At 60.7% G+C, this 19698-nt stretch carries 19 protein-coding genes; 11 read left to right on the forward strand and 8 right to left on the reverse strand.

Features of this window, described 5'->3' with window-relative positions; translation table 11 throughout:
* Positions 1-161 precede the first annotated feature (161 nt).
* Complete coding sequence (gene slmA, locus L085_RS04190; protein ID WP_004931203.1) at positions 162-758, forward strand: nucleoid occlusion factor SlmA; 597 nt, start codon at positions 162-164, stop codon at positions 756-758.
* A 31-nt stretch (positions 759-789) separates the two neighbouring features.
* On the opposite strand, the gene pyrE is transcribed toward slmA, so the two are convergent.
* Positions 790-1431: an orotate phosphoribosyltransferase gene (gene pyrE / locus L085_RS04195; protein ID WP_004931204.1), complete on the reverse strand. Its 642-nt coding sequence runs from the start codon at positions 1429-1431 to the stop codon at positions 790-792.
* A 96-nt stretch (positions 1432-1527) separates the two neighbouring features.
* On the reverse strand, positions 1528-2244 hold the full coding sequence (rph, locus tag L085_RS04200; RefSeq protein ID WP_004931205.1) for a ribonuclease PH: 717 nt from the start codon (positions 2242-2244) through the stop codon (positions 1528-1530).
* Between the two features lie 126 nt (positions 2245-2370).
* Between rph and L085_RS04205 the strand changes: the two genes are divergently transcribed.
* Positions 2371-3234: a YicC/YloC family endoribonuclease gene (locus L085_RS04205; protein WP_015379441.1), complete on the forward strand. Its 864-nt coding sequence runs from the start codon at positions 2371-2373 to the stop codon at positions 3232-3234.
* A gap of 55 nt (positions 3235-3289) precedes the next feature.
* Here the strand turns inward: L085_RS04205 and L085_RS04210 are convergent, their stop codons facing one another.
* Positions 3290-3679: a hypothetical protein gene (locus tag L085_RS04210; protein ID WP_044030131.1), complete on the reverse strand. Its 390-nt coding sequence runs from the start codon at positions 3677-3679 to the stop codon at positions 3290-3292.
* 375 nt (positions 3680-4054) lie between these two features.
* Between L085_RS04210 and L085_RS04215 the strand changes: the two genes are divergently transcribed.
* The gene (locus tag L085_RS04215) at positions 4055-5239 is read left to right on the forward strand and encodes a nucleoside transporter C-terminal domain-containing protein (RefSeq protein WP_004931212.1); all 1185 of its coding nucleotides are present in this window, start codon (positions 4055-4057) and stop codon (positions 5237-5239) included.
* Between the two features lie 34 nt (positions 5240-5273).
* On the opposite strand, the gene L085_RS04220 is transcribed toward L085_RS04215, so the two are convergent.
* Entirely contained in the window at positions 5274-5711 is a 438-nt protein-coding gene (locus L085_RS04220; RefSeq protein ID WP_044030132.1) for a DUF3574 domain-containing protein, read from the reverse strand.
* A gap of 253 nt (positions 5712-5964) precedes the next feature.
* On the opposite strand from L085_RS04220, the gene L085_RS04225 reads away from it, so the two are divergent.
* The 6 genes from L085_RS04225 to recG all read left to right on the forward strand — a co-directional run bounded on the left by L085_RS04225 (position 5965) and on the right by recG (position 12656).
* Complete coding sequence (locus tag L085_RS04225) at positions 5965-6582, forward strand: trimeric intracellular cation channel family protein (protein ID WP_025304704.1); 618 nt, start codon at positions 5965-5967, stop codon at positions 6580-6582.
* A gap of 211 nt (positions 6583-6793) precedes the next feature.
* Positions 6794-7417, forward strand: coding sequence for a guanylate kinase (gene gmk / locus L085_RS04230; RefSeq protein ID WP_004931218.1), 624 nt, complete (start codon positions 6794-6796; stop codon positions 7415-7417).
* A 54-nt stretch (positions 7418-7471) separates the two neighbouring features.
* Complete coding sequence (rpoZ, locus tag L085_RS04235; protein ID WP_004931221.1) at positions 7472-7747, forward strand: DNA-directed RNA polymerase subunit omega; 276 nt, start codon at positions 7472-7474, stop codon at positions 7745-7747.
* Positions 7748-7765: 18 nt separating this feature from the next.
* The gene (gene spoT, locus L085_RS04240; RefSeq protein ID WP_015379445.1) at positions 7766-9877 is read left to right on the forward strand and encodes a bifunctional GTP diphosphokinase/guanosine-3',5'-bis pyrophosphate 3'-pyrophosphohydrolase; all 2112 of its coding nucleotides are present in this window, start codon (positions 7766-7768) and stop codon (positions 9875-9877) included.
* A 5-nt stretch (positions 9878-9882) separates the two neighbouring features.
* Complete coding sequence (trmH, locus tag L085_RS04245) at positions 9883-10578, forward strand: tRNA (guanosine(18)-2'-O)-methyltransferase TrmH (RefSeq protein WP_044030134.1); 696 nt, start codon at positions 9883-9885, stop codon at positions 10576-10578.
* Entirely contained in the window at positions 10575-12656 is a 2082-nt protein-coding gene (gene recG / locus L085_RS04250; protein WP_021504482.1) for an ATP-dependent DNA helicase RecG, read from the forward strand. The genes trmH and recG overlap by 4 nt, the downstream gene beginning before the upstream one ends.
* A 46-nt stretch (positions 12657-12702) precedes the next feature.
* Here the strand turns inward: recG and gltS are convergent, their stop codons facing one another.
* Complete coding sequence (gene gltS / locus L085_RS04255) at positions 12703-13914, reverse strand: sodium/glutamate symporter (RefSeq protein ID WP_004931230.1); 1212 nt, start codon at positions 13912-13914, stop codon at positions 12703-12705.
* 240 nt (positions 13915-14154) lie between these two features.
* Between gltS and L085_RS04260 the strand changes: the two genes are divergently transcribed.
* Together L085_RS04260 and L085_RS04265 are read left to right on the forward strand one after the other, a co-directional pair.
* Positions 14155-15555, forward strand: a complete 1401-nt coding sequence (locus L085_RS04260; protein ID WP_021504483.1) for a uracil-xanthine permease family protein — start codon at positions 14155-14157, stop codon at positions 15553-15555.
* A gap of 128 nt (positions 15556-15683) precedes the next feature.
* Positions 15684-17345: an AsmA family protein gene (locus L085_RS04265; protein WP_015379449.1), complete on the forward strand. Its 1662-nt coding sequence runs from the start codon at positions 15684-15686 to the stop codon at positions 17343-17345.
* Positions 17346-17382: 37 nt separating this feature from the next.
* On the opposite strand, the gene fabY is transcribed toward L085_RS04265, so the two are convergent.
* The 3 genes from fabY to L085_RS04280 are packed head-to-tail and all read right to left on the reverse strand — an operon-like array spanning position 17383 to position 19679.
* Positions 17383-18330 (reverse strand): fatty acid biosynthesis protein FabY, encoded by a 948-nt coding sequence (gene fabY / locus L085_RS04270; RefSeq protein ID WP_004931235.1) that lies wholly within the window; start codon positions 18328-18330, stop codon positions 17383-17385.
* A 21-nt stretch (positions 18331-18351) separates the two neighbouring features.
* Positions 18352-18789, reverse strand: a complete 438-nt coding sequence (gene dtd / locus L085_RS04275) for a D-aminoacyl-tRNA deacylase (protein WP_025304712.1) — start codon at positions 18787-18789, stop codon at positions 18352-18354.
* The gene (locus L085_RS04280; protein WP_004931239.1) at positions 18786-19679 is read right to left on the reverse strand and encodes a virulence factor BrkB family protein; all 894 of its coding nucleotides are present in this window, start codon (positions 19677-19679) and stop codon (positions 18786-18788) included. Before L085_RS04280 ends, dtd begins: the two co-directional genes overlap by 4 nt.
* Between the last annotated feature and the right edge of the window lie 19 nt (positions 19680-19698).

Genomic DNA, 19698 nt, shown 5'->3' on the forward strand with positions numbered 1-19698 from the left:
GCGACAATTGCAGCGCACACCAGGCAGCGCGGAAAAAGGCCGTTAAGGCCGCTGACCCCAGCATCGTAAAAAAGCTATCACATAAGCCGCACAGAGCCTGCTCTGCAGCGGCCGGTGCGCGGGTTTCCGTCAGTTAAGTTTTAGCAAGGGTCTAATCAGACATGGCAGAAAAAGAAAAGACGAAAAGGAATCGGCGCGAGGAAATATTGCAGGCGTTAGCCCAGATGCTGGAATCCAGCGACGGCAGCCAACGCATCACCACCGCCAAGCTCGCCGCGAACGTGGGTGTTTCTGAAGCTGCGCTGTACCGGCATTTCCCCAGCAAGACACGGATGTTCGACAGTCTGATCGAGTTTATTGAAGACAGCCTGATCACCCGCATCAACCTGATCTTGCAGGACGAGAAAGAGACGTTTAATCGTCTGCGCCTGATTTTGCTGCTGATTCTGGGCTTTGCGGAGCGCAACCCAGGGCTGACGCGCATCATGACCGGCCACGCGCTGATGTTTGAACAGGATCGCCTGCAGGGCCGCATCAACCAGCTGTTCGAGCGCATCGAGGCGCAGCTGCGTCAGGTGCTGAAAGAGCGCAAATTGCGCGAAGGCAAAGGCTTTATCGTCGATGAAACGCTGCTGGCCAGCCAACTGCTGGCCTTCTGCGAAGGCATGTTGTCGCGCTATGTGCGTTCGGAATTCCGCTATCGCCCCACGCAGGAATTCGACGCCCGCTGGCCGCTATTAGCGGCACAGCTGCAATAACGAAAACGCCGGGCATGCCCGGCGTTGTTATTTATACCCCGTACTGCTCGCGGTAAGCGCGCACCGCCGCCAGGTGGTCCGCCATCTCCGGTTTCTCTTCCAGGTAGGCAATCAGGTCTTTCAGCGTCACGATCGAAATCACCTTGCAGTGATAGTCGCGTTCCACTTCCTGAATGGCGGAGATATCCGCGCGGCCGCGTTCCTGACGGTCGAGGGAGATCAGCACACCCGCCAGCGAAGCGCCGCTGGCGCCGATGATTTCCATCGACTCGCGGATCGCGGTGCCGGCGGTGATCACATCGTCCACCAGCATCACGCGCCCCTGCAGCGGGCTGCCCACCAGCGAACCGCCTTCGCCATGGGTTTTGGCTTCCTTGCGGTTAAAGCAGTAAGGCACGTCGCGCTCATGGTGTTCCGCCAGCGCCACCGCCGTGGTGGTGGCGATAGGAATGCCTTTATAGGCCGGGCCAAACAGCAGATCGAAATCGATGCCGGAATCCATCAGGGCTTCGGCGTAGAAGCGCCCCAACAGCGCAAGATCGCGCCCGGTATTAAACAGGCCGGCGTTGAAGAAATACGGGCTGGTGCGGCCGGATTTCAGGGTGAACTCGCCGAACTTCAATACCTGCTTGTTAAGCGCGAACTCGATAAACTGGCGCTGATAGGCTTTCATTACTGCTTCTCCTCGTCTGAATCTGCTTGGGTCTTGTCATTACTACCGCCCGATCGCCGGGCATAAAAAAGGCGACTTCTCAGTCGCCTTGAAAAATCAGTCCACCAGCGCCGCTTTCTGCGCCTGGAAGATGGTTTCGATGCCCCCTCGGGCCAGCGCCAACAGCGCCAACAGCTCATCATGGCTGAACGGCTCGCCTTCGGCGGTGCCCTGCACTTCAATCATGCGGCCGTCTTCCATCATCACCACGTTCATATCGGTTTCCGCGGCGGAATCTTCCACATACTCCAGATCGCACAGCGCTTCGCCATTGACGATGCCGACGGAAACCGCCGCCACCATGCCCTTCATCGGGTTGGCTTTCAGCTTGCCGTTGGCCACCAGGGTGTTCAGCGCGTCGGCCAGCGCCACGCAGGCGCCGGAGATGGAGGCGGTGCGGGTACCGCCGTCGGCCTGCAGTACGTCGCAGTCGAGGGTGATGGTGAATTCACCGAGCTTTTTCAGATCCACCGCGGCACGCAGCGAGCGGGCGATCAGACGCTGGATTTCCAGCGTGCGGCCGCCCTGCTTGCCTTTGGCGGCTTCACGGGCGTTGCGGCTGTGGGTGGAGCGCGGCAGCATACCGTACTCGGCGGTGATCCAACCTTGCCCCTGGCCTTTCAGGAAGCGCGGAACGCCCTCTTCTACCGTGGCGGTGCACAAGACTTTGGTATCGCCAAACTCAACCAGCACTGAACCTTCAGCGTGTTTGGTATAGTGACGGGTCAGTGTCAGGGGGCGAACTTGCTGTGGTGCTCTGCCTGCAGGACGCATGGGCTCTCTCCGGCTTCAAATCAACTATTGGCTGCGCATTATACGGGCTTCGTGACGTAATGCCTATCCTGCCCGCAGCCGCGACGCTATAATCGCCCCATCTTTTCCTATTACGGGTACGCATCAATGATCCGCAGCATGACCGCCTACGCCCGGCGTGAAATCAAGGGTGAATGGGGCAGCGCAGCCTGGGAGCTGCGTTCCGTTAACCAGCGCTACTTAGAAACCTACATCCGCCTGCCGGAACAATTCCGCAGCCTGGAGCCGGTGATCCGTGAACGTATCCGTGGCCGCCTGACCCGCGGCAAAGTCGAATGCAACCTGCGTTTCGAACTGGATCCAAGCGCGCAAAGCTCGTTGATCCTGAACGAAAAGCTGGCCAAACAGCTGGTCGAAGCCGCCAACTGGGTGAAAATGCAAAGCGACGAAGGGGAAATCAACCCGATAGACGTGCTGCGCTGGCCGGGCGTGATGTCCGCGCAGGAGCAGGATCTGGACGCCATCAGCGCCGAGCTGATGCAGGCGCTGGACGGCGCGCTGGATGACTTCATCGTCGCACGCGAAAGCGAAGGCGCCGCGCTGAAAACGCTGATCGAACAGCGCCTCGACGGCGTCAGCGCCGAAGTGGTCAAAGTGCGCGCCCAGATGCCGAACATCCTGCAATGGCAGCGCGAACGCCTGGTCAGCAAGCTGGAAGAGGCGCAGGTGCAGCTGGAAAACACCCGCCTGGAGCAGGAGCTGGTGCTGATGGCGCAGCGCATCGACGTCGCCGAAGAGCTGGACCGCCTGGAAGCGCACGTGAAAGAGACGCACAACATCCTGAAGAAGAAAGAAGCCGTCGGCCGCCGCCTCGACTTCATGATGCAGGAGTTCAACCGCGAATCGAACACCCTGGCCTCCAAGTCGATCAATGCCGACGTCACCGCCTCCGCCATCGAGCTGAAGGTGCTGATCGAACAGATGCGCGAGCAGATCCAGAACATTGAGTGATCCCGCTCCGCACGCCATCAAGCCCGCGCCACGCGGGCTTTTTTATGGCTGCAGATCAGCGATAGGCGGCCGCCTGCTCCTCACCGATCAACCCCATTTTCTGCAGCTGCACCGCAATGCTCCAGGTTGAGCGCTCGAACTCATCGCTCAGCGCCTCCAGCGTCGCCCCGGCCGCATGGCTCTCGCGCAGCCACAGTTTTTCTTCTTCCGGCCAAGGGAAGTAGGCATTGGCCGGCCGGCCCTCGGCCAGATTCTTCTGCTGCTTTTCTTCCGGCGTCAGCCTGGCTTTTTTCTGCAGTTCGGCTTCACCGTCGAACTCGTTGGCCAATGCAAACAGCAGGCGGATAGCCTCCGGCGCGCAGGCCGCTGAAGCCGGTCTCAACAGCTCGCCGGTGTCGGGATTAACGCCGTTGGCCAGCGCCCTGAGCAACGTGCCGGTATTCATCGTTCGCCTCCTTGTCCGAGAAAATGCGTGCCGATCGCGACCGGCGCCTTGTCCAAACATGTTTCTCTTCCTCAGCCAAGAAAGCCACGCTTTGCGCCATGAAAAATCGCCCATTGCGAGCCAGATTCCAGGCGCCTGAACGTGCGGGACGGTGGTTGCATCAGGCTGCGAGCCGGCAGGCATCATGGAAGACGGCTCACTAAGGCACTTCGGGGGCTTATGAAAAACTGCCGAGCAGCGCGTGTGGATGACATTCAGCAAGATATCCCGCACGCCATAAGTATTTTGTTCTAATTATCACGCAAGGTAATGAAAGGACGGCGATGCTGTGGCTAAATGTGTTTTTTTCCTGCCCGTGAACCGTACGGACCGTTTATGCCACAAATTCTGCAATTTATTATGGCCCTGGTGGTGATCATCGCCCTGGCGCTGCTGGTCAGCAATAATCGCAAGAAAATCCGCCTGCGCTATATCATCCAGCTGTTGGTGATCGAAGGCGCGCTGGCCTACTTCTTCCTGCACTCCGCCAGCGGGCTCAGCGTGATCAAACACGTCGCCGGCTTCTTCGACACCCTGCTCGCCTACGCCGCCCAAGGATCGGAGTTCGTATTCGGCGGCATGAGTAAGGATGGCCTGGCGTTTATCTTCCTCGGCGTTTTGTGCCCTATCATCTTTATTTCCGCCCTGATCGGCATTTTGCAGCATTTCCGCATCCTGCCGCTGATCATCCGCCTGGTGGGCACCCTGCTGTCCAAGGTCAACGGCATGGGCAAGCTGGAATCGTTCAACGCCGTCAGCACGCTGGTGCTGGGGCAGTCGGAGAACTTCATCGCCTACAAGGGCATCATCGGCGACATCTCGCCGCGCCGCATGTACACCATGGCCGCGACCGCCATGTCGACGGTATCGCTCTCCATCGTCGGCGCCTACATGTCGATGATCGACGCGCAGTACGTGGTGGCGGCCTTGATCCTTAATATGTTCAGCACCTTCATCATCCTGTCGATCATCAACCCGTATCAGGTTGAAGACGAGCCGGAGCTGAAGCTGAACAAGCTGCACGAAGATCAGAGCTTCTTCGAAATGTTGGGCGAGTACATTCTGGCCGGCTTCAAGATTGCGATGATCATCGCGGCGATGCTGATCGGCTTTATCGCGCTGATCTCCGCCGTCAACGCGCTGTTCTCGGCGGTGCTCGGCATCAGCTTCCAGCAGATCCTCGGCTACGTGTTCTATCCGCTGGCCTGGCTGATCGGCATCCCGGCGGAGGAGGCCCTGAAGGCGGGCAGCATCATGGCGACCAAACTGGTGGCCAACGAATTCGTGGCGATGATTGAACTGAAGAAGATCGCGGCGGAGCTGTCGCCGCGCGGGCTGGGCATTTTGTCGGTGTTCCTGGTGTCGTTCGCCAACTTCGCCTCCATCGGCATCGTCGCCGGCGCCATCAAAGGGCTGAACGAGCAGCAAGGCAACGTGGTTTCCCGTTTTGGCCTGAAGCTGGTTTACGGCTCGACGCTGGTGAGCCTGCTGTCGGCGGCCATCGCCGGCCTGGTGCTGTAATCCCCACTCCCGGCCATAAGGCCGGGAGTTCGCTTTAAAACGCCACGCACACCGACGCATCCACCCGCATCACCGAATCCTGCGCAAACTGCTGCTTATAGCCGCTGCGCAGCGCCTCGATATTCGCCTCGCTCTCTTTGCCCGGCGCATGGATCAGCAGCAGCGCCTTGCTGTTCTCGCGCGCCAGTTTGCCGTCGTGGCCCAGCCACTGCCCTTTGGCATCAAACACCGTCAGCCCGTCTTTAAAACGTGGTGTCACCTGGCTATCGACGAAGGTTTGCCACTCGGCGGCGGTGATCGCCGGCCCCGCCGGCCGATTCAGGCCGAAGTAGAGCGTTGTCTGCACCAGCGGATCGCCGGTGCGGCAAGCCGGAGCGGGTGACGTTGTCTGGTGGCCTGGCGCCACGCAGCCGCTTAGCAGCAGGGCGGCAGCCACCACGGCGCCGGCGGCCAGTCTCGGAGAGTTTTTCATCTGCAGTCTCGGTTTCTCGGTTGAAGGATTCGCTGCAAAAATCATAGTCAGCGATGGAAATTAGCGCGAAATTTCTAATGTTTTCATTAACAGCCAGATGTTAAAAAAGGCTGGTTATCGGCAATAAAAACGGAGTTTGGATTAGCTATATTAATCCGAAATGCCATCGGTGAAAAAAACTCAGTGGCGCGCGTCCTCGGCGGCGATTACCCTGCCGGACATCATTCTGACGCAAGTACGCTGTGAATCCCTTATGTTACTGAGCATCCTTTATATCATCGGCATCACCGCCGAAGCCATGACCGGCGCCTTGGCGGCCGGCCGCCGCCAAATGGACATGTTCGGCGTGATCATCATCGCCTCGGTCACCGCGATCGGCGGCGGGTCGGTGCGCGATATGTTGCTCGGGCATTTTCCATTGGGCTGGGTCAAACACCCGGAATACATCGTCATCGTCGCAATAGCGGCGATCGTCACCACCTGGGTGGCTCCTCTGATGCGCCATCTGCGCCGCCTGTTCCTGGTGCTCGACGCCGTCGGCCTGATCGTTTTCTCGATCATCGGCGCGCAGGTGGCGCTGGATATGGGGCACAGCGCGATTATCGCCGCCATCGCCGCAGTGATCACCGGCGTCTTCGGCGGGGTGCTGCGCGACATGTTCTGCAACCGTATCCCGCTGGTTTTCCAGAAAGAGATCTACGCCGGCATCTCCTTCAGCGCCGCCTGGCTGTATATCGGCCTGCAGCACCTCAGCCTGCCGCACAATCTGGTCGTGATCCTCACCTTGGTCGCCGGCCTGAGCGCGCGTCTTATCGCCCTGCGCTTCCGCCTCGGCCTGCCGGTGTTCAACTACCAGCATCCGGATCACTGATCTCGGGGCGGCAACGCGCCGCCGCCGAGGCCAAAACTGCAAAAATGTCGCCCTTCGACGCGCAAATTCGCCCTTTCGACGCTTTTTCCACGCAAAGCCGCGGGCAAAATGCGAGCTAACGCTGCACCCGGCGCGTTAGCCGTGTATACTGTGCGGAGAAAATACACATCCGCTGTTTTTGGCATATCAACCGTTATCAACGAACATCATCATGGCTCAAGGCACGCTTTATATTGTCTCTGCTCCCAGTGGCGCAGGTAAATCAAGTCTGATTCAGGCTTTGTTAAAGACGCAACCGCTGTACGACACGCAGGTTTCGGTTTCGCACACCACGCGCGACAGCCGCCCGGGTGAAAATCACGGCGAGCACTATTTCTTCGTCTCGAAAGACGAATTCCGCCGGATGATCGAGCAGGATGCGTTTCTTGAGCACGCCGAAGTGTTCGGCAACTATTACGGCACCTCACGCGCCGCCATCGAACAAGTGTTGGCGACCGGCGTAGACGTGTTTCTGGATATCGACTGGCAGGGCGCGCAGCAAATCCGCGCCAAAATGCCGCAGGCGCGCAGCATCTTCATTCTGCCGCCGTCGAAGGAAGAACTGGGCCGCCGCCTGCGCGGGCGCGGGCAGGATTCCGAAGAGGTGATCGCCAAACGCATGGCCCAGGCCGTGGCGGAAATGACGCATTACGCGGAGTACGATTACCTGATCGTGAACGATGATTTCGATCTGGCGCTGTCCGATCTGAAGACCATCATTCGCGCCGAACGCCTGCGTTTGGGCCGCCAGTTGCTGCGGCATGACGCTTTAATCAGCAAACTATTGGCAGACTGAAGGCAGTTTCAGTATCATGCCCAGTCTTTTCGTCACCTGTGGAGTAGCACAAATATGGCACGCGTAACTGTTCAAGACGCTGTAGAGAAAATTGGTAACCGTTTTGACCTGGTGTTGGTCGCTGCTCGTCGGGCGCGTCAGATCCAGACCGGCGGCAAAGATGCACTGGTTCCGGAAGAGAACGACAAGTACACCGTTATCGCCCTGCGCGAAATCGAAGAAGGCCTGATCACCAGCCAGATCCTCGACGTGCGTGAGCGCCAGGAACAGCAAGAGCAGGAAGCCGCAGAGATTCAAGCGGTTACCGCGATTGCTGAAGGTCGTCGTTAATTAGACAGCGAGTCCGCCTTGTACCTGTTTGAAAGCCTGAATCTGCTGATTCAACGTTACCTGCCCGAGGAGCAGATTAAGCGCCTCAAACAGGCATACCTCGTCGCGCGCGACGCGCACGAGGGCCAGACACGCTCCAGCGGTGAGCCCTACATTACTCACCCGGTCGCCGTGGCCTGCATCCTGGCGGAAATGCGTCTCGACCACGAGACGCTGATGGCGGCGTTGCTGCACGACGTCATCGAAGACACCCCGGCCACCTATCAAGATATGGAACAGCTGTTCGGCAAGAGCGTCGCCGAACTGGTTGAGGGCGTCTCCAAGCTCGACAAGCTGAAGTTCCAGGACAAGAAAGAAGCGCAGGCGGAAAACTTCCGCAAGATGATCATGGCGATGGTGCAGGATATCCGCGTCGTGCTGATCAAGCTGGCCGACCGTACGCACAACATGCGCACCCTCGGTTCGCTGCGCCCCGACAAACGCCGGCGCATCGCGCGTGAAACCCTGGAAATCTACAGCCCCCTCGCCCACCGCCTGGGTATTCATCACCTGAAAACCGAGCTGGAAGAGCTGGGCTTCGAGGCGCTGTACCCAAACCGTTATCGCGTGATCAAGGAAGTGGTGAAAGCCGCGCGCGGCAACCGCAAAGAGATGATTCAAAAAATCCTCTCCGAGATCGAAGGGCGGCTGACCGAGGCCGGCATCGCCTGCCGCGTCAGCGGAAGGGAAAAACACCTTTACTCCATCTACCTCAAGATGCACCTGAAAGAACAGCGTTTCCATTCCATCATGGATATCTACGCGTTCCGGGTGATCGTCAAAGAGGTCGATACCTGCTACCGCGTGCTCGGCCAGGTGCACAGCCTGTATAAACCGCGTCCGGGGCGGGTGAAAGATTACATCGCCATTCCCAAGGCCAACGGCTATCAATCGCTGCATACCTCGCTGATCGGCCCGCACGGCGTGCCGGTCGAAGTGCAGATCCGCACCGAAGATATGGATCAGATGGCTGAGATGGGGGTGGCCGCGCACTGGGCTTACAAGGAAAGAGAACAGGGCGAAACCGGCACCACGGCGCAGATCCGCGCCCAACGCTGGATGCAAAGCCTGCTGGAGCTGCAGCAAAGCGCCGGCAGTTCGTTTGAATTTATCGAGAGCGTCAAATCCGATCTATTCCCGGATGAGATTTACGTTTTCACCCCGGAAGGCCGCATCGTCGAGCTGCCCGCCGGCGCCACGCCGGTCGACTTCGCCTATGCGGTGCATACCGATATCGGCCATGCCTGCGTCGGCGCGCGCGTCGATCGTCAGCCGTACCCGCTGTCGCAGTCGCTGACCAGCGGCCAGACCGTCGAGATCATCACCGCGCCGGGCGCACGGCCCAACGCCGCCTGGCTGAACTTCGTGGTCAGCTCGAAAGCGCGCGCCAAGATTCGCCAGATGTTGAAGAACCTCAAGCGCGACGACTCCGTCGGCCTCGGCCGCCGTCTGCTCAACCATGCGTTGGGCGGCAGCCGCAAACTGGCCGAAATCCCGCAGGAAAACATTCAGCACGAGCTGGACCGCATGAAGCTGGCGACGCTGGACGATCTGCTGGCGGAAATCGGCCTCGGCAACGCCATGAGCGTGGTAGTGGCGAAGAACCTGCAGGGCGATCAGTCCAGCCTGGGCACCACCTCCGGCGTGCGCAACCTGGCCATCAAGGGCGCCGACGGCGTGTTGATCACCTTCGCCAAGTGCTGCCGTCCGATTCCGGGCGACCCGATTATCGCTCACGTCAGCCCGGGCAAAGGGCTGGTGATCCACCATGAATCCTGCCGCAATATTCGCGGCTATCAGAAAGAGCCTGAGAAGTTCATGGCGGTCGAGTGGGATAAAGAGACCGAGCAGGAGTTCATCGCCGAGATCAAGGTGGATATGTTTAACCACCAGGGTGCGCTGGCCAACCTGACGGCGGCGATCAACGCGGCCGAGTCCAATATTCAGAGCCTGAACACCGAAGAGAAAGACGGTCGGGTTTATAGCGCCTTTATCCGCTTGACCACCCGCGATCGCATCCATTTGGCAAACATTATGCGTAAAATCCGTATCATGCCGGATGTGATCAAAGTTAACCGCAACCGAAACTAGCGCTTATGAGTCCTGAACGCTATGCGCGGATTTGTGAAATGCTCGCGACCCGGCAGCCGGATCTGACGGTCTGCCTGGAGCAGGTACACAAGCCGCATAACGTCTCCGCCATTATCCGTACCGCCGACGCCGTCGGCGTGCATCAGGTCCACGCCGTGTGGCCCACCACCCGCATGCGCACCCTGGTCTCCTCCGCCGCCGGCAGCAACAGCTGGGTCAGCGTTAAAACCCACCGCACCATCGGCGACGCGGTCGGGCACCTGAAAGCGCAGGGCATGCAAATTCTGGCTACCAACCTGTCTGCGCGCGCGGTCGATTTCCGCGAGGTGGACTACACCCGACCAACCTGCGTGCTGCTCGGCCAGGAAAAAACCGGCATCACCGAAGAAGCGCTGGCGCTGGCCGATCAGGACATCGTCATTCCGATGATCGGCATGGTGCAATCGCTCAACGTCTCCGTGGCTTCGGCGCTGATCCTGTATGAGGCGCAGCGCCAGCGGCAGAACGCCGGCCTGTACCGTCGCGACAACAGTATGCTGGACGAAGAAGAGCAGCAGCGTCTGCTGTTCGAAGGCGGTTACCCGGTGCTCGCCAACGTGGCCAAGCGCAAAGGGCTGCCGCGCCCGCAGATCGATGAACAGGGCCAGGTGATCGCCAGCGCCGAATGGTGGGCGGCCATGCAGGCGACGGTGCGCAAATGAAAGGCCGCCTGCTGGATGCTGTCCCACTCACCACGCTTTCCGGGGTTGGCGCCAGCCAGGCGGGCAAATTGGCCAAACTCGGCCTCGACACCATTCAGGATCTGCTGCTGCACCTGCCGCTGCGCTACGAAGATCGCACCCGCCTCTATCCGATCAACGATCTGCTGCCTGGCATCTACGCCACGGTAGAGGGGGAAGTGCTGCGCAGCGACATCAGTTTCGGCCGCCGCCGCATGCTGACCTGCCAGATCAGCGACGGCACCGGCATCCTCACCATGCGGTTCTTCAACTTCAACGCCGCGATGAAAAACAGCCTGGCCACCGGCCGCCGCGTGACCGCCTACGGCGAGATCAAACGCGGCAACCACGGCGCGGAGATCATCCATCCGGAATACCGCATTCAGGGCGAAGCCAGCGAGGTTGAGCTGCAGGAGTCGCTGACGCCGGTTTACCCCACCACCGAAGGGGTGCGGCAGGCCACGCTGCGCAAGCTGACCGATCAGGCGCTGGCGCTGCTGGATACCTGCGCCATCGCCGAGCTGCTGCCGCCGGAGCTGAGCGGCGGCCTGATGAGCCTGCCGCAGGCGCTGCACACCCTGCACCGCCCGCCGCCGGACATCCAGCTGGCGGATCTGGAGCTGGGCAAACACCCGGCGCAAAAACGCCTGATCCTCGAAGAGCTGTTGGCGCATAACCTCAGCATGCTGGCGGTGCGCGCCGGCGCCCAGAGTTATCAGGCGCAGCCGCTGCTGCCGGACGATCGGCTGAAAAAACGTTTTCTCGCCCAGCTACCGTTCTCGCCGACCGGCGCGCAAACGCGCGTGGTGGCCGACATCGAAGCCGACATGCAAAAAGACTTCCCGATGATGCGGCTGGTGCAAGGCGACGTCGGCTCCGGCAAAACGCTGGTGGCGGCGCTGGCGGCGCTGCGCGCTATCGCGCACGGCAAACAGGTGGCGCTGATGGCGCCGACCGAGCTGCTGGCCGAGCAGCACGCCAACAATTTCCGCCAGTGGTTTGAACCGCTGGGGCTGGAGGTCGGCTGGCTGGCCGGCAAACAGAAAGGCAAGGCGCGCATCGCGCAGCAGGAAGCCATCGCCAGCGGCCAGGTGTCAATGGTGGTCGGCACCCACGCCATCTTCCAAGAGCAGGTACAGTTCAACGGCCTGGCGCTGGTGATCATCGATGAGCAGCACCGCTTCGGGGTGCATCAGCGGCTGGCGCTGTGGGAGAAAGGCGAAGAACAAGGCTTCCACGCCCATCAGCTGATCATGACCGCCACGCCGATCCCGCGCACGCTGGCGATGACCGCCTATGCCGATCTCGACACCTCGGTCATCGACGAGCTGCCGCCGGGCCGCACGCCGGTGACCACCGTCGCCATTCCCGATACCCGCCGCGCCGACATCATTCAACGGGTGAAAAGCGCCTGCCTGGAAGAGGGGCGGCAGGCTTACTGGGTGTGTACGCTGATCGAGGAATCTGAGCTGCTGGAAGCGCAGGCGGCAGAAGCCACCTGGGAGGAATTGAAAGCCGCATTGCCGGAGCTGAAGGTGGCGCTGGTGCACGGCCGCATGAAAGCGCAGGAGAAGCAGGCGGTGATGCAGGCGTTTAAACAGGGCGAGCTGCAGCTACTGGTCGCCACCACGGTGATCGAAGTCGGCGTCGACGTACCGAACGCCAGCCTGATGATCATCGAAAACCCGGAACGGCTTGGCCTGGCGCAGCTGCACCAGCTGCGCGGCCGCGTAGGGCGCGGCGCGGTGGCCTCACACTGTGTGCTGCTGTACAAAACGCCGCTGAGCAAAACCGCGCAAACGCGCCTGCAGGTGCTGCGCGACAGCAATGACGGCTTCGTCATCGCCCAGCGCGATCTGGAGATCCGCGGCCCGGGCGAGCTGCTCGGCACCCGCCAGACCGGCAGCGCCGAATTCAAAGTGGCGGACCTGCTGCGCGACCAGGCGATGATCCCCGAAGTGCAGCGCGTCGCTCGCCACCTCCACCAGCACTACCCGGAACACGCCCAGGCGCTGATTGAACGTTGGCTGCCGGAGAAGGCGCGCTACTCCAACGCATAAAAAAGGGCGCCGACGGCGCCCTCTTCTTTTTTTCTGGCTCGCGATATCACCCCACCGCCGGGAACACCGGCAGCAGCAGATACAGCTTGATGACGATGGCATTGGCGATATCGATAAAGAACGCCCCCACCATCGGCACCACCAAAAACGCCACGTGCGACGGGCCGAAACGATCGGTGATCGCCTGCATGTTGGCGATCGCCGTCGGCGTGGCACCCATGCCGAAGCCGCAGTGGCCGGCGGCCAGCACCGCCGCGTCGTAGTTCTTGCCCATCACCCGGTAGGTGACGAATATCGCGTACAGCGCCATCACCAGCGTCTGCACCGCCAGGATCGCCAGCATCGGCAGCGCCAGCGAGGCCAGCTCCCACAGGCGCAGGCTCATCAACGCCATCGCCAGGAACAGCGACAGGCTGACGTTACCCAACACCGACACCGCCCGCTCAAACACGGTATAGAAGCCGGTGAAGGCCAGCGTGTTGCTGAGGATCACCCCGACGAACAGCACGCAAACGAAGTTCGGCAGTTCAAACACCGTGCCGCTCAGCAGGCCGGCAATCAATTGCCCCAGGCTCAGACAGATGGCGATCATGGCGATGGTTTCGATCATCACCAGCGAGGTGATGAGACGGCCGCTTTCCGGCTTCTCAAAACCGCTCGGCTGCACGCTGTCATCCGGGGTGCCTTCCGGCGTGGAGGAGTGCTTGACCAGATAGCGCGCCACCGGGCCGCCGATCAGACCGCCCAGTACCAGGCCGAAGGTGGCACAGGCCATGGCGACTTCCGTGGCGTTTTCAAAACCGTAGCGCTCGATGAACAGCTTGCTCCAGGCCGCCCCGGTGCCGTGGCCACCCGACAGGGTGATCGATCCGGCAATCAGGCCCATCAGCGGATCCAGCCCCAGCATTTTCGCCATGCCGATGCCGATGGCGTTCTGCACGATAAGCAGCCCCAGCACCACGAACAGGAACACTACCAGCACTTTGCCGCCGGCGCGCAAACGCGCCAGGTTGGCGTTCAGGCCGATGGTGGCGAAGAAGGCCAGCATCAGCGGATCCTTCAGCGACATGTCAAAACTGACTTCCCAGTTGACGAGCTTTTTCAGGGCTAACAGCAGAAGGGCCACCAGCAAACCACCGGCGACGGGAGCGGGAATGGTATATTTTCGCAGCAGGGGAATGGTTCTGACGCACTTGCCCCCGAGGAGCAAAACCAGCGTCGCCGCGACTAACGTGCCATAAGTATCAAGATGAAACATCCAGGTACTCCATGTAAGGGAAAAGATCCAAATAAAAATAATAAGTTATAGAAAACCACTTAGTTTTTAAACTTGATGAGTGCAGGATTAGAAGTAAAAAACGCTGAGATGACAAGAAAAAATGAATGAAAATGCGACATAAACGGGAAAGTCGGCAACATAATATTTACGCGCAACCGTTTGCTTTTGCGGGGCGGGGCATTAAAATGCCTGCTTTGCCGTATCTGGAAACGCCACACCATGAGCATGTCATCCTCCGAGCTTGATGCCGCGCGCCAAGCCGCCTCAGAACCCCGCGCCAGTGAACTGATTTATCGCCTGGAAGATCGCCCGCCGCTGCCGCAAACGCTGTTTGCCGCCGGCCAGCATCTGCTGGCGATGTTCGTCGCAGTGATCACACCGGCGCTGCTGATCTGCCAGGCGCTGGGCCTGCCGGCACAGGATACCCAGCACATCATCAGCATGTCGCTGTTCGCCTCCGGTCTGGCTTCCATTTTGCAAATCAAAACCTGGGGGCCGGTGGGTTCCGGGCTGTTGTCGATTCAGGGCACCAGCTTCAATTTCGTTTCGCCGCTGATCATGGGCGGTCTGGCGCTGAAAAACGGCGGCGCCGACGTGCCGACCATGATGGCCGCGCTGTTCGGCACCCTGATGGTCGCTTCCTGCACCGAAATTTTACTGTCGCGCGTGCTGCATCTGGCGCGCCGCATTATCACCCCGCTGGTTTCCGGCATCGTGGTGATGATCATTGGCCTGTCGCTGATTCAGGTCGGTCTGACCTCGATCGGCGGCGGCTACGCCGCGATGAACGATCACAGCTTCGGCTCACCGAAAAACCTGCTGCTGGCCGGCGCGGTGCTGGCGGTCATCATCCTGCTGAACCGCCAGCGCAACCCTTACCTGCGCGTCGCTTCGCTGGTGATCGCCATGGCGGTCGGCTATCTGTTGGCCTGGGCGATGGACATGCTGCCCGCCGGCGCATCGGCAGCCCCAACGGCGGCGATCACCATTCCCACGCCGCTCTATTACGGCCTGGGCTTCGACTGGAACCTGCTGCTGCCGCTGATGCTGATCTTTATGGTCACCTCGCTGGAAACCATCGGCGACATCACCGCCACTTCCGACGTCTCCGAACAGCCGGTCAGCGGGCCGCTGTACATGAAGCGCCTGAAGGGCGGCGTACTGGCCAACGGCCTGAACTCGATGCTGTCGGCGGTGTTCAACACCTTCCCCAACTCCTGCTTCGGCCAGAACAACGGCGTGATCCAGCTGACCGGCGTCGCCAGCCGTTACGTCGGCTTCGTGGTGGCGCTGATGCTGATCGCGCTGGGGCTGTTCCCGGCGGTGGCCGGCTTCGTGCAGCACATTCCCGAGCCGGTACTGGGCGGCGCGACCATCGTGATGTTCGGCACCATCGCCGCCTCCGGCGTGCGCATCGTGTCGCGCGAGCGCCTGAACCGGCGCGCCATCATGATCATGGCGCTGTCGCTGGCCGTCGGCATGGGCGTCTCTCAGCAGCCGCTGATCCTGCAGTTCGCGCCGGACTGGCTGAAAACCCTGCTCTCTTCCGGCATCGCCGCCGGCGGCATTACCGCCATCGTGCTGAACCTGGTGTTCCCGCAGGAACACGAGAAAAAGTAACCCGCCCATTGACGTTCAAACGGCCGCTTGCGGCCGTTTTTTATTGTCTATCAGACCATTGCCCTTGAGATGCCCGGCCAATTGCGGCATAAACAGGGTATCTTTTTTGACCGATGCGGATGTAGACGATGAAATTTATCGGAAAGCTGTTGCTGACGTTGCTGCTGCTGACCGTGCTGGCGGCGGTGGTGCTGTATCTGGTGGGGCAAACCCGCTGGGCGGCAGGCCGCCTGAGCGCCTGGATCAGCGACAACAGCGAATACCGCCTGTCGATAGGAAAAATCACCCACTCGTGGAATCAGCCGGGCCAGATCGGTCTGGAAGAGGTGCAGCTGGCGCGCAATGGCCAGCCGCAGGCGCTGGCCGCCAAACGCGTCGATCTCGGCCTCAGCCTGCGCCAAATCACCGAACCGCGCTATTTCCACAGCGTCACGCTGCGTGACGGCACGCTGAACGTGCAGCCGCAGACTGCTGCGCTGCCTGTACAGGCCGACGTGCTGCAGCTGAGCAACATGGCGCTGCAATCCAACGATAACGAGTGGCAGCTCAACGCGCAGCGGGTCAATGCCGGCATCACGCCGTGGCGCCCGCTGGCCGGCCATCTGCTGGGGGACAACAATCAGTTCCAGTTCAGCGCCGGTTCGATGACGCTGAACGGCATTCCCGCTTCGAAGGTGTTGGTGCAGGGGGAGCAAAAACAGGGCCAGCTGCTGTTGAACAATTTCGGCGCCGATCTGGCGCAGGGCGACCTGACCGGCGTGGCCAGCCGCGCCGCCGACGGCAGTTGGCAAGTGGATCGCCTGCGGCTGAGCGGCGTGCGCATGCAGACCCCGTTGACGCTGGCGGAATTCATGCAGCGCTTTACCACCCTGCCGCCGGTCACCCTCAAGCGTTTCGATCTGATCGATGCGCGCCTGGAAGGCAAGGCGTGGGCGTTTAACGATCTCGATCTGTCGCTGCAAAACGTCAGCATCGAAAAAGGCGACTGGCGCAGCGAAGACGGCTCGCTCAACGTCAATGCCAGCGATGTGATCAACGGCGGTTTCCACCTGATCGACCCGATCGCCACCCTGCGCCTCTCCTCCGCCGGCATCGCCATTCAGCAGTTCACCACCCGCTGGGAAGGCGGGCTGCTGCGCACCTCCGGCAATTGGCTGCGCGCCGGCAAACGCCTGCAGCTGGATGAAGTGGCCATGGCGGCGCTGGAGTACACCCTGCCAATCGACTGGCGCGAGCTGTGGCTGAAACCGCTGCCGGACTGGCTGGCGGAGGTGTACGTGACCAAGCTGACCACCAACCGCAATCTGATTATCGACATCAACCCGGCGTTTCCGTTCCAGATCACCGCGCTGGACGGTTACGGCAGCAACCTGCTGCTGGCGCGCGACCACCAGTGGGGCATTTGGTCCGGTTCGTTAAACCTGAACGGCAGCGAGGCCACCTTCAACAAAATCGACGTGCGGCGCCCTTCGCTGGCGCTGAACGCCGACGCCAACCAGATCGCCGTCACCGAACTCAGCGCCTTTATGCCCAATGGGCTGCTTGAGGCCAACGCGACCGTCGATCAGCTGCCGGGCAAGCCGTTCCAGCTGACGCTGCACGGCCGTTCGGTACCGCTCAATACCTTGCAGCAATGGGGATGGCAGCCGGTGCCGCTGACGGGCGACGGCAACCTTGAGCTGCAGTTGAAAGGGCTGTTGAACAGCGACGGGCCGTTCAAAGCTTCATTGAAGGGGACTCTGCAAGCCACAGCCGGCGACGGCCAGACGGTGAACCAACAGCTGCCGTAATCTATCGCGCGGCCCACCGCCAGGCAGGGCCGCCGTTTTACTCTTCCAGCGCTTCGGAACCGCCCTGATCCAGCGGCACATCCGGCTCGGCCGGCAACACCATGTAAGTGCCTTCGAACACCGCGCCCTTATCCTCATCGCCGAACAGATGCACTTCGGCGTGCACGCGCGCGCGGCGGCCCCGCGCCAGACGCGCCAAATCACCGCTTAGCGAACCGAGATCCGCCACCGCCCGCGGCCTGCCGGTGATCGGTTTGCTGTAGCGAATGTGCGCGTCCGCCAGAATGATAGTGCCACCGAGATGGCGCTCGCGCAGCAGCAGCCAAATCAGCCCCCAGGCGGTCAGCGTCGCCAGCGAGAACAGGCTGCCGGCAAACAGCGTATGGTGCGGGTTCTGGTTGCCGATCTCCGGCATGGTGGTGACGAAGCGCTGGCCGGTGTATTGGCTGATGCGCACCCCCATCTTTTCGCTCAGCGGGATGTGTTCATACCAGGCCTGCTGCAATTGGCCGCACCAGTCGGGACGATGCAGGATATCGTCCAGCGTCGCTACCGGTTTGATCATCAAAAAGTGGCGGATCGGGGTGGTCTGCGGCGCAGTGATCTCGCCCTGATTGACGAACCCCAGCTTGGCAAAGAAATCCACCGCATCTTCACGGGCGCTGCACACCACCCGCTTCACACCTTCCTGCCGCGCGACGGACTCCAGCGTCATCGCCACCAGCGTCCCCAGCCCTTTATCCTGCAGCGTCGGGTCTACCGCCAGAAAACGGATCGCCGCCTCGTTGTCGGCATTGATGTACAGCCGCCCGATGGCGACGATTTTACCGGCCTCGTCCACCACCATTTGGTGATGGGCCATGGCGTCATAGGCATCCTTTTCCGAACCCACCGGCTGGTGCAGCGGCTTGCGCAGCATTTCCCAGCGAAACTGGTAATACTCTTTCAGTTCTTGCTCTGTTACGGGTACTCGTAGGTGATACATAGACGCCTGTTCTCCGAATGCTTAGACCTGTAGCCAGAATGTCACCGGACCATCGTTGACCAGCGCCACCTGCATGTCGGCGGCGAACTCGCCGGTCTGGGTCTCTACGCCGCGTTCGCGGCACTGGCCAACAAAATATTGATACAACCGATCGGCTTCTTGCGGCGCGGCGCCGCGCGAGAAGCTGGGCCGCATGCCTTTCTGGGTGTCCGCCGCCAGGGTGAACTGCGAAACGACCAGCACGCTGCCCCCGGCCTGCTGGACGTTGAGGTTCATCTTGTCGTTCTCGTCGCCGAAAATGCGGTATCCCAACACGCGTTCGCACAGGCGCTGCGCTTTTTGCTCGTTATCGCCCTGCTCCACGCCCAATAACACTAACAAACCGGGGCCAATTTTGCCTACCGTCTCGCCACCCACCGTGACGCTGGCGTTTAACACCCGTTGAATCAACGCAATCATTCCTGCTGCCCTTCTGGTTTTGGTTCCTGTTGCTCCGCCTTCTGCCGGCGGTAGTCGCGATATTCGCCGATGGTCACGGTGATTTCCGCGCCAAGTAACACGATACACCAGCTCCAGTAGACCCACAGGAATAAAATCGGGATCACCGCCAGCACGCCGTAAATCAGCTGATAGGAAGGGAACATGGTGACGTACAGCGCGAATCCCTTCTTGCCCAGCTCGAACAGCAATCCGGCCACCACCGCGCCAATCAGCGCGTCTTTGGGCGGCACGCGCACCGTCGGCACGATGCAATACAGCAGCCAGAAGGAGATGCACGACAAAATCAACGGGAAGATGCGCAGCACCTGATCCACCAGGCCATTGACGCCGGTCTGCGCCAGCCAGTTGAGCGACAGCAGGTAAGAACTGATGGCCATGCTGGCACCCACCAGCAGCGGCCCCAGCGTCAGCACCATCCAGTACACGGCGAAGGAGAAGACGATCGGCCGTTTGTTCTTGCTGCGCCAGATGGTGTTCAGCACGCTGTCCACCGAGGAAATCAGCAACAGCGCAGTGACGATCAGCCCGCAGGTGCCGACGGCGGTCATCTTGTTGGAATTGGCGACGAACTGTTCCAGGTAGTTCTGGATCACGTTGCCGGCGGCCGGCACGAAATTGGAAAAGATAAAGCTCTTCAGCTGCTCGCTGATGTCGGAAAACATCGGGAAAGCCGCGAACAGCGCGAACACCACGGTGACCAGCGGCACCAGCGACAGCAGGGAAACATAGGCGAGATGGCCCGCCAACATCGTCAGGCCATCATGATCGATACGCTGGTACAGCAGCCGTCCGAAGGTGACGCCGGGCTTAATCGCAGAGGGCAGCTTCTTGCGGCGGAAAAACGACATGGTCACTCCTTGATGTCCG

The organism is Serratia sp. FS14, assembly GCF_000695995.1.
GTDB classification, from domain to species: Bacteria; Pseudomonadota; Gammaproteobacteria; order Enterobacterales; family Enterobacteriaceae; genus Serratia; species Serratia nematodiphila.

Bases quoted from the DNA above. Each gene is read 5' to 3' on its own strand.
- slmA (WP_004931203.1), top strand. From the start codon at position 162: ATGGCAGAAAAAGAAAAGACGAAAAGGAATCGGCGCGAGGAAATATTG.
- pyrE (WP_004931204.1), bottom strand. From the start codon at position 1,431: ATGAAAGCCTATCAGCGCCAGTTTATCGAGTTCGCGCTTAACAAGCAG.
- rph (WP_004931205.1), bottom strand. From the start codon at position 2,244: ATGCGTCCTGCAGGCAGAGCACCACAGCAAGTTCGCCCCCTGACACTG.
- L085_RS04205 (WP_015379441.1), top strand. From the start codon at position 2,371: ATGATCCGCAGCATGACCGCCTACGCCCGGCGTGAAATCAAGGGTGAA.
- L085_RS04210 (WP_044030131.1), bottom strand. From the start codon at position 3,679: ATGAATACCGGCACGTTGCTCAGGGCGCTGGCCAACGGCGTTAATCCC.
- L085_RS04215 (WP_004931212.1), top strand. From the start codon at position 4,055: ATGCCACAAATTCTGCAATTTATTATGGCCCTGGTGGTGATCATCGCC.
- L085_RS04220 (WP_044030132.1), bottom strand. From the start codon at position 5,711: ATGAAAAACTCTCCGAGACTGGCCGCCGGCGCCGTGGTGGCTGCCGCC.
- L085_RS04225 (WP_025304704.1), top strand. From the start codon at position 5,965: ATGTTACTGAGCATCCTTTATATCATCGGCATCACCGCCGAAGCCATG.
- gmk (WP_004931218.1), top strand. From the start codon at position 6,794: ATGGCTCAAGGCACGCTTTATATTGTCTCTGCTCCCAGTGGCGCAGGT.
- rpoZ (WP_004931221.1), top strand. From the start codon at position 7,472: ATGGCACGCGTAACTGTTCAAGACGCTGTAGAGAAAATTGGTAACCGT.
- trmH (WP_044030134.1), top strand. From the start codon at position 9,883: ATGAGTCCTGAACGCTATGCGCGGATTTGTGAAATGCTCGCGACCCGG.
- recG (WP_021504482.1), top strand. From the start codon at position 10,575: ATGAAAGGCCGCCTGCTGGATGCTGTCCCACTCACCACGCTTTCCGGG.
- gltS (WP_004931230.1), bottom strand. From the start codon at position 13,914: ATGTTTCATCTTGATACTTATGGCACGTTAGTCGCGGCGACGCTGGTT.
- L085_RS04260 (WP_021504483.1), top strand. From the start codon at position 14,155: ATGAGCATGTCATCCTCCGAGCTTGATGCCGCGCGCCAAGCCGCCTCA.
- L085_RS04265 (WP_015379449.1), top strand. From the start codon at position 15,684: ATGAAATTTATCGGAAAGCTGTTGCTGACGTTGCTGCTGCTGACCGTG.
- fabY (WP_004931235.1), bottom strand. From the start codon at position 18,330: ATGTATCACCTACGAGTACCCGTAACAGAGCAAGAACTGAAAGAGTAT.
- dtd (WP_025304712.1), bottom strand. From the start codon at position 18,789: ATGATTGCGTTGATTCAACGGGTGTTAAACGCCAGCGTCACGGTGGGT.
- L085_RS04280 (WP_004931239.1), bottom strand. From the start codon at position 19,679: ATGTCGTTTTTCCGCCGCAAGAAGCTGCCCTCTGCGATTAAGCCCGGC.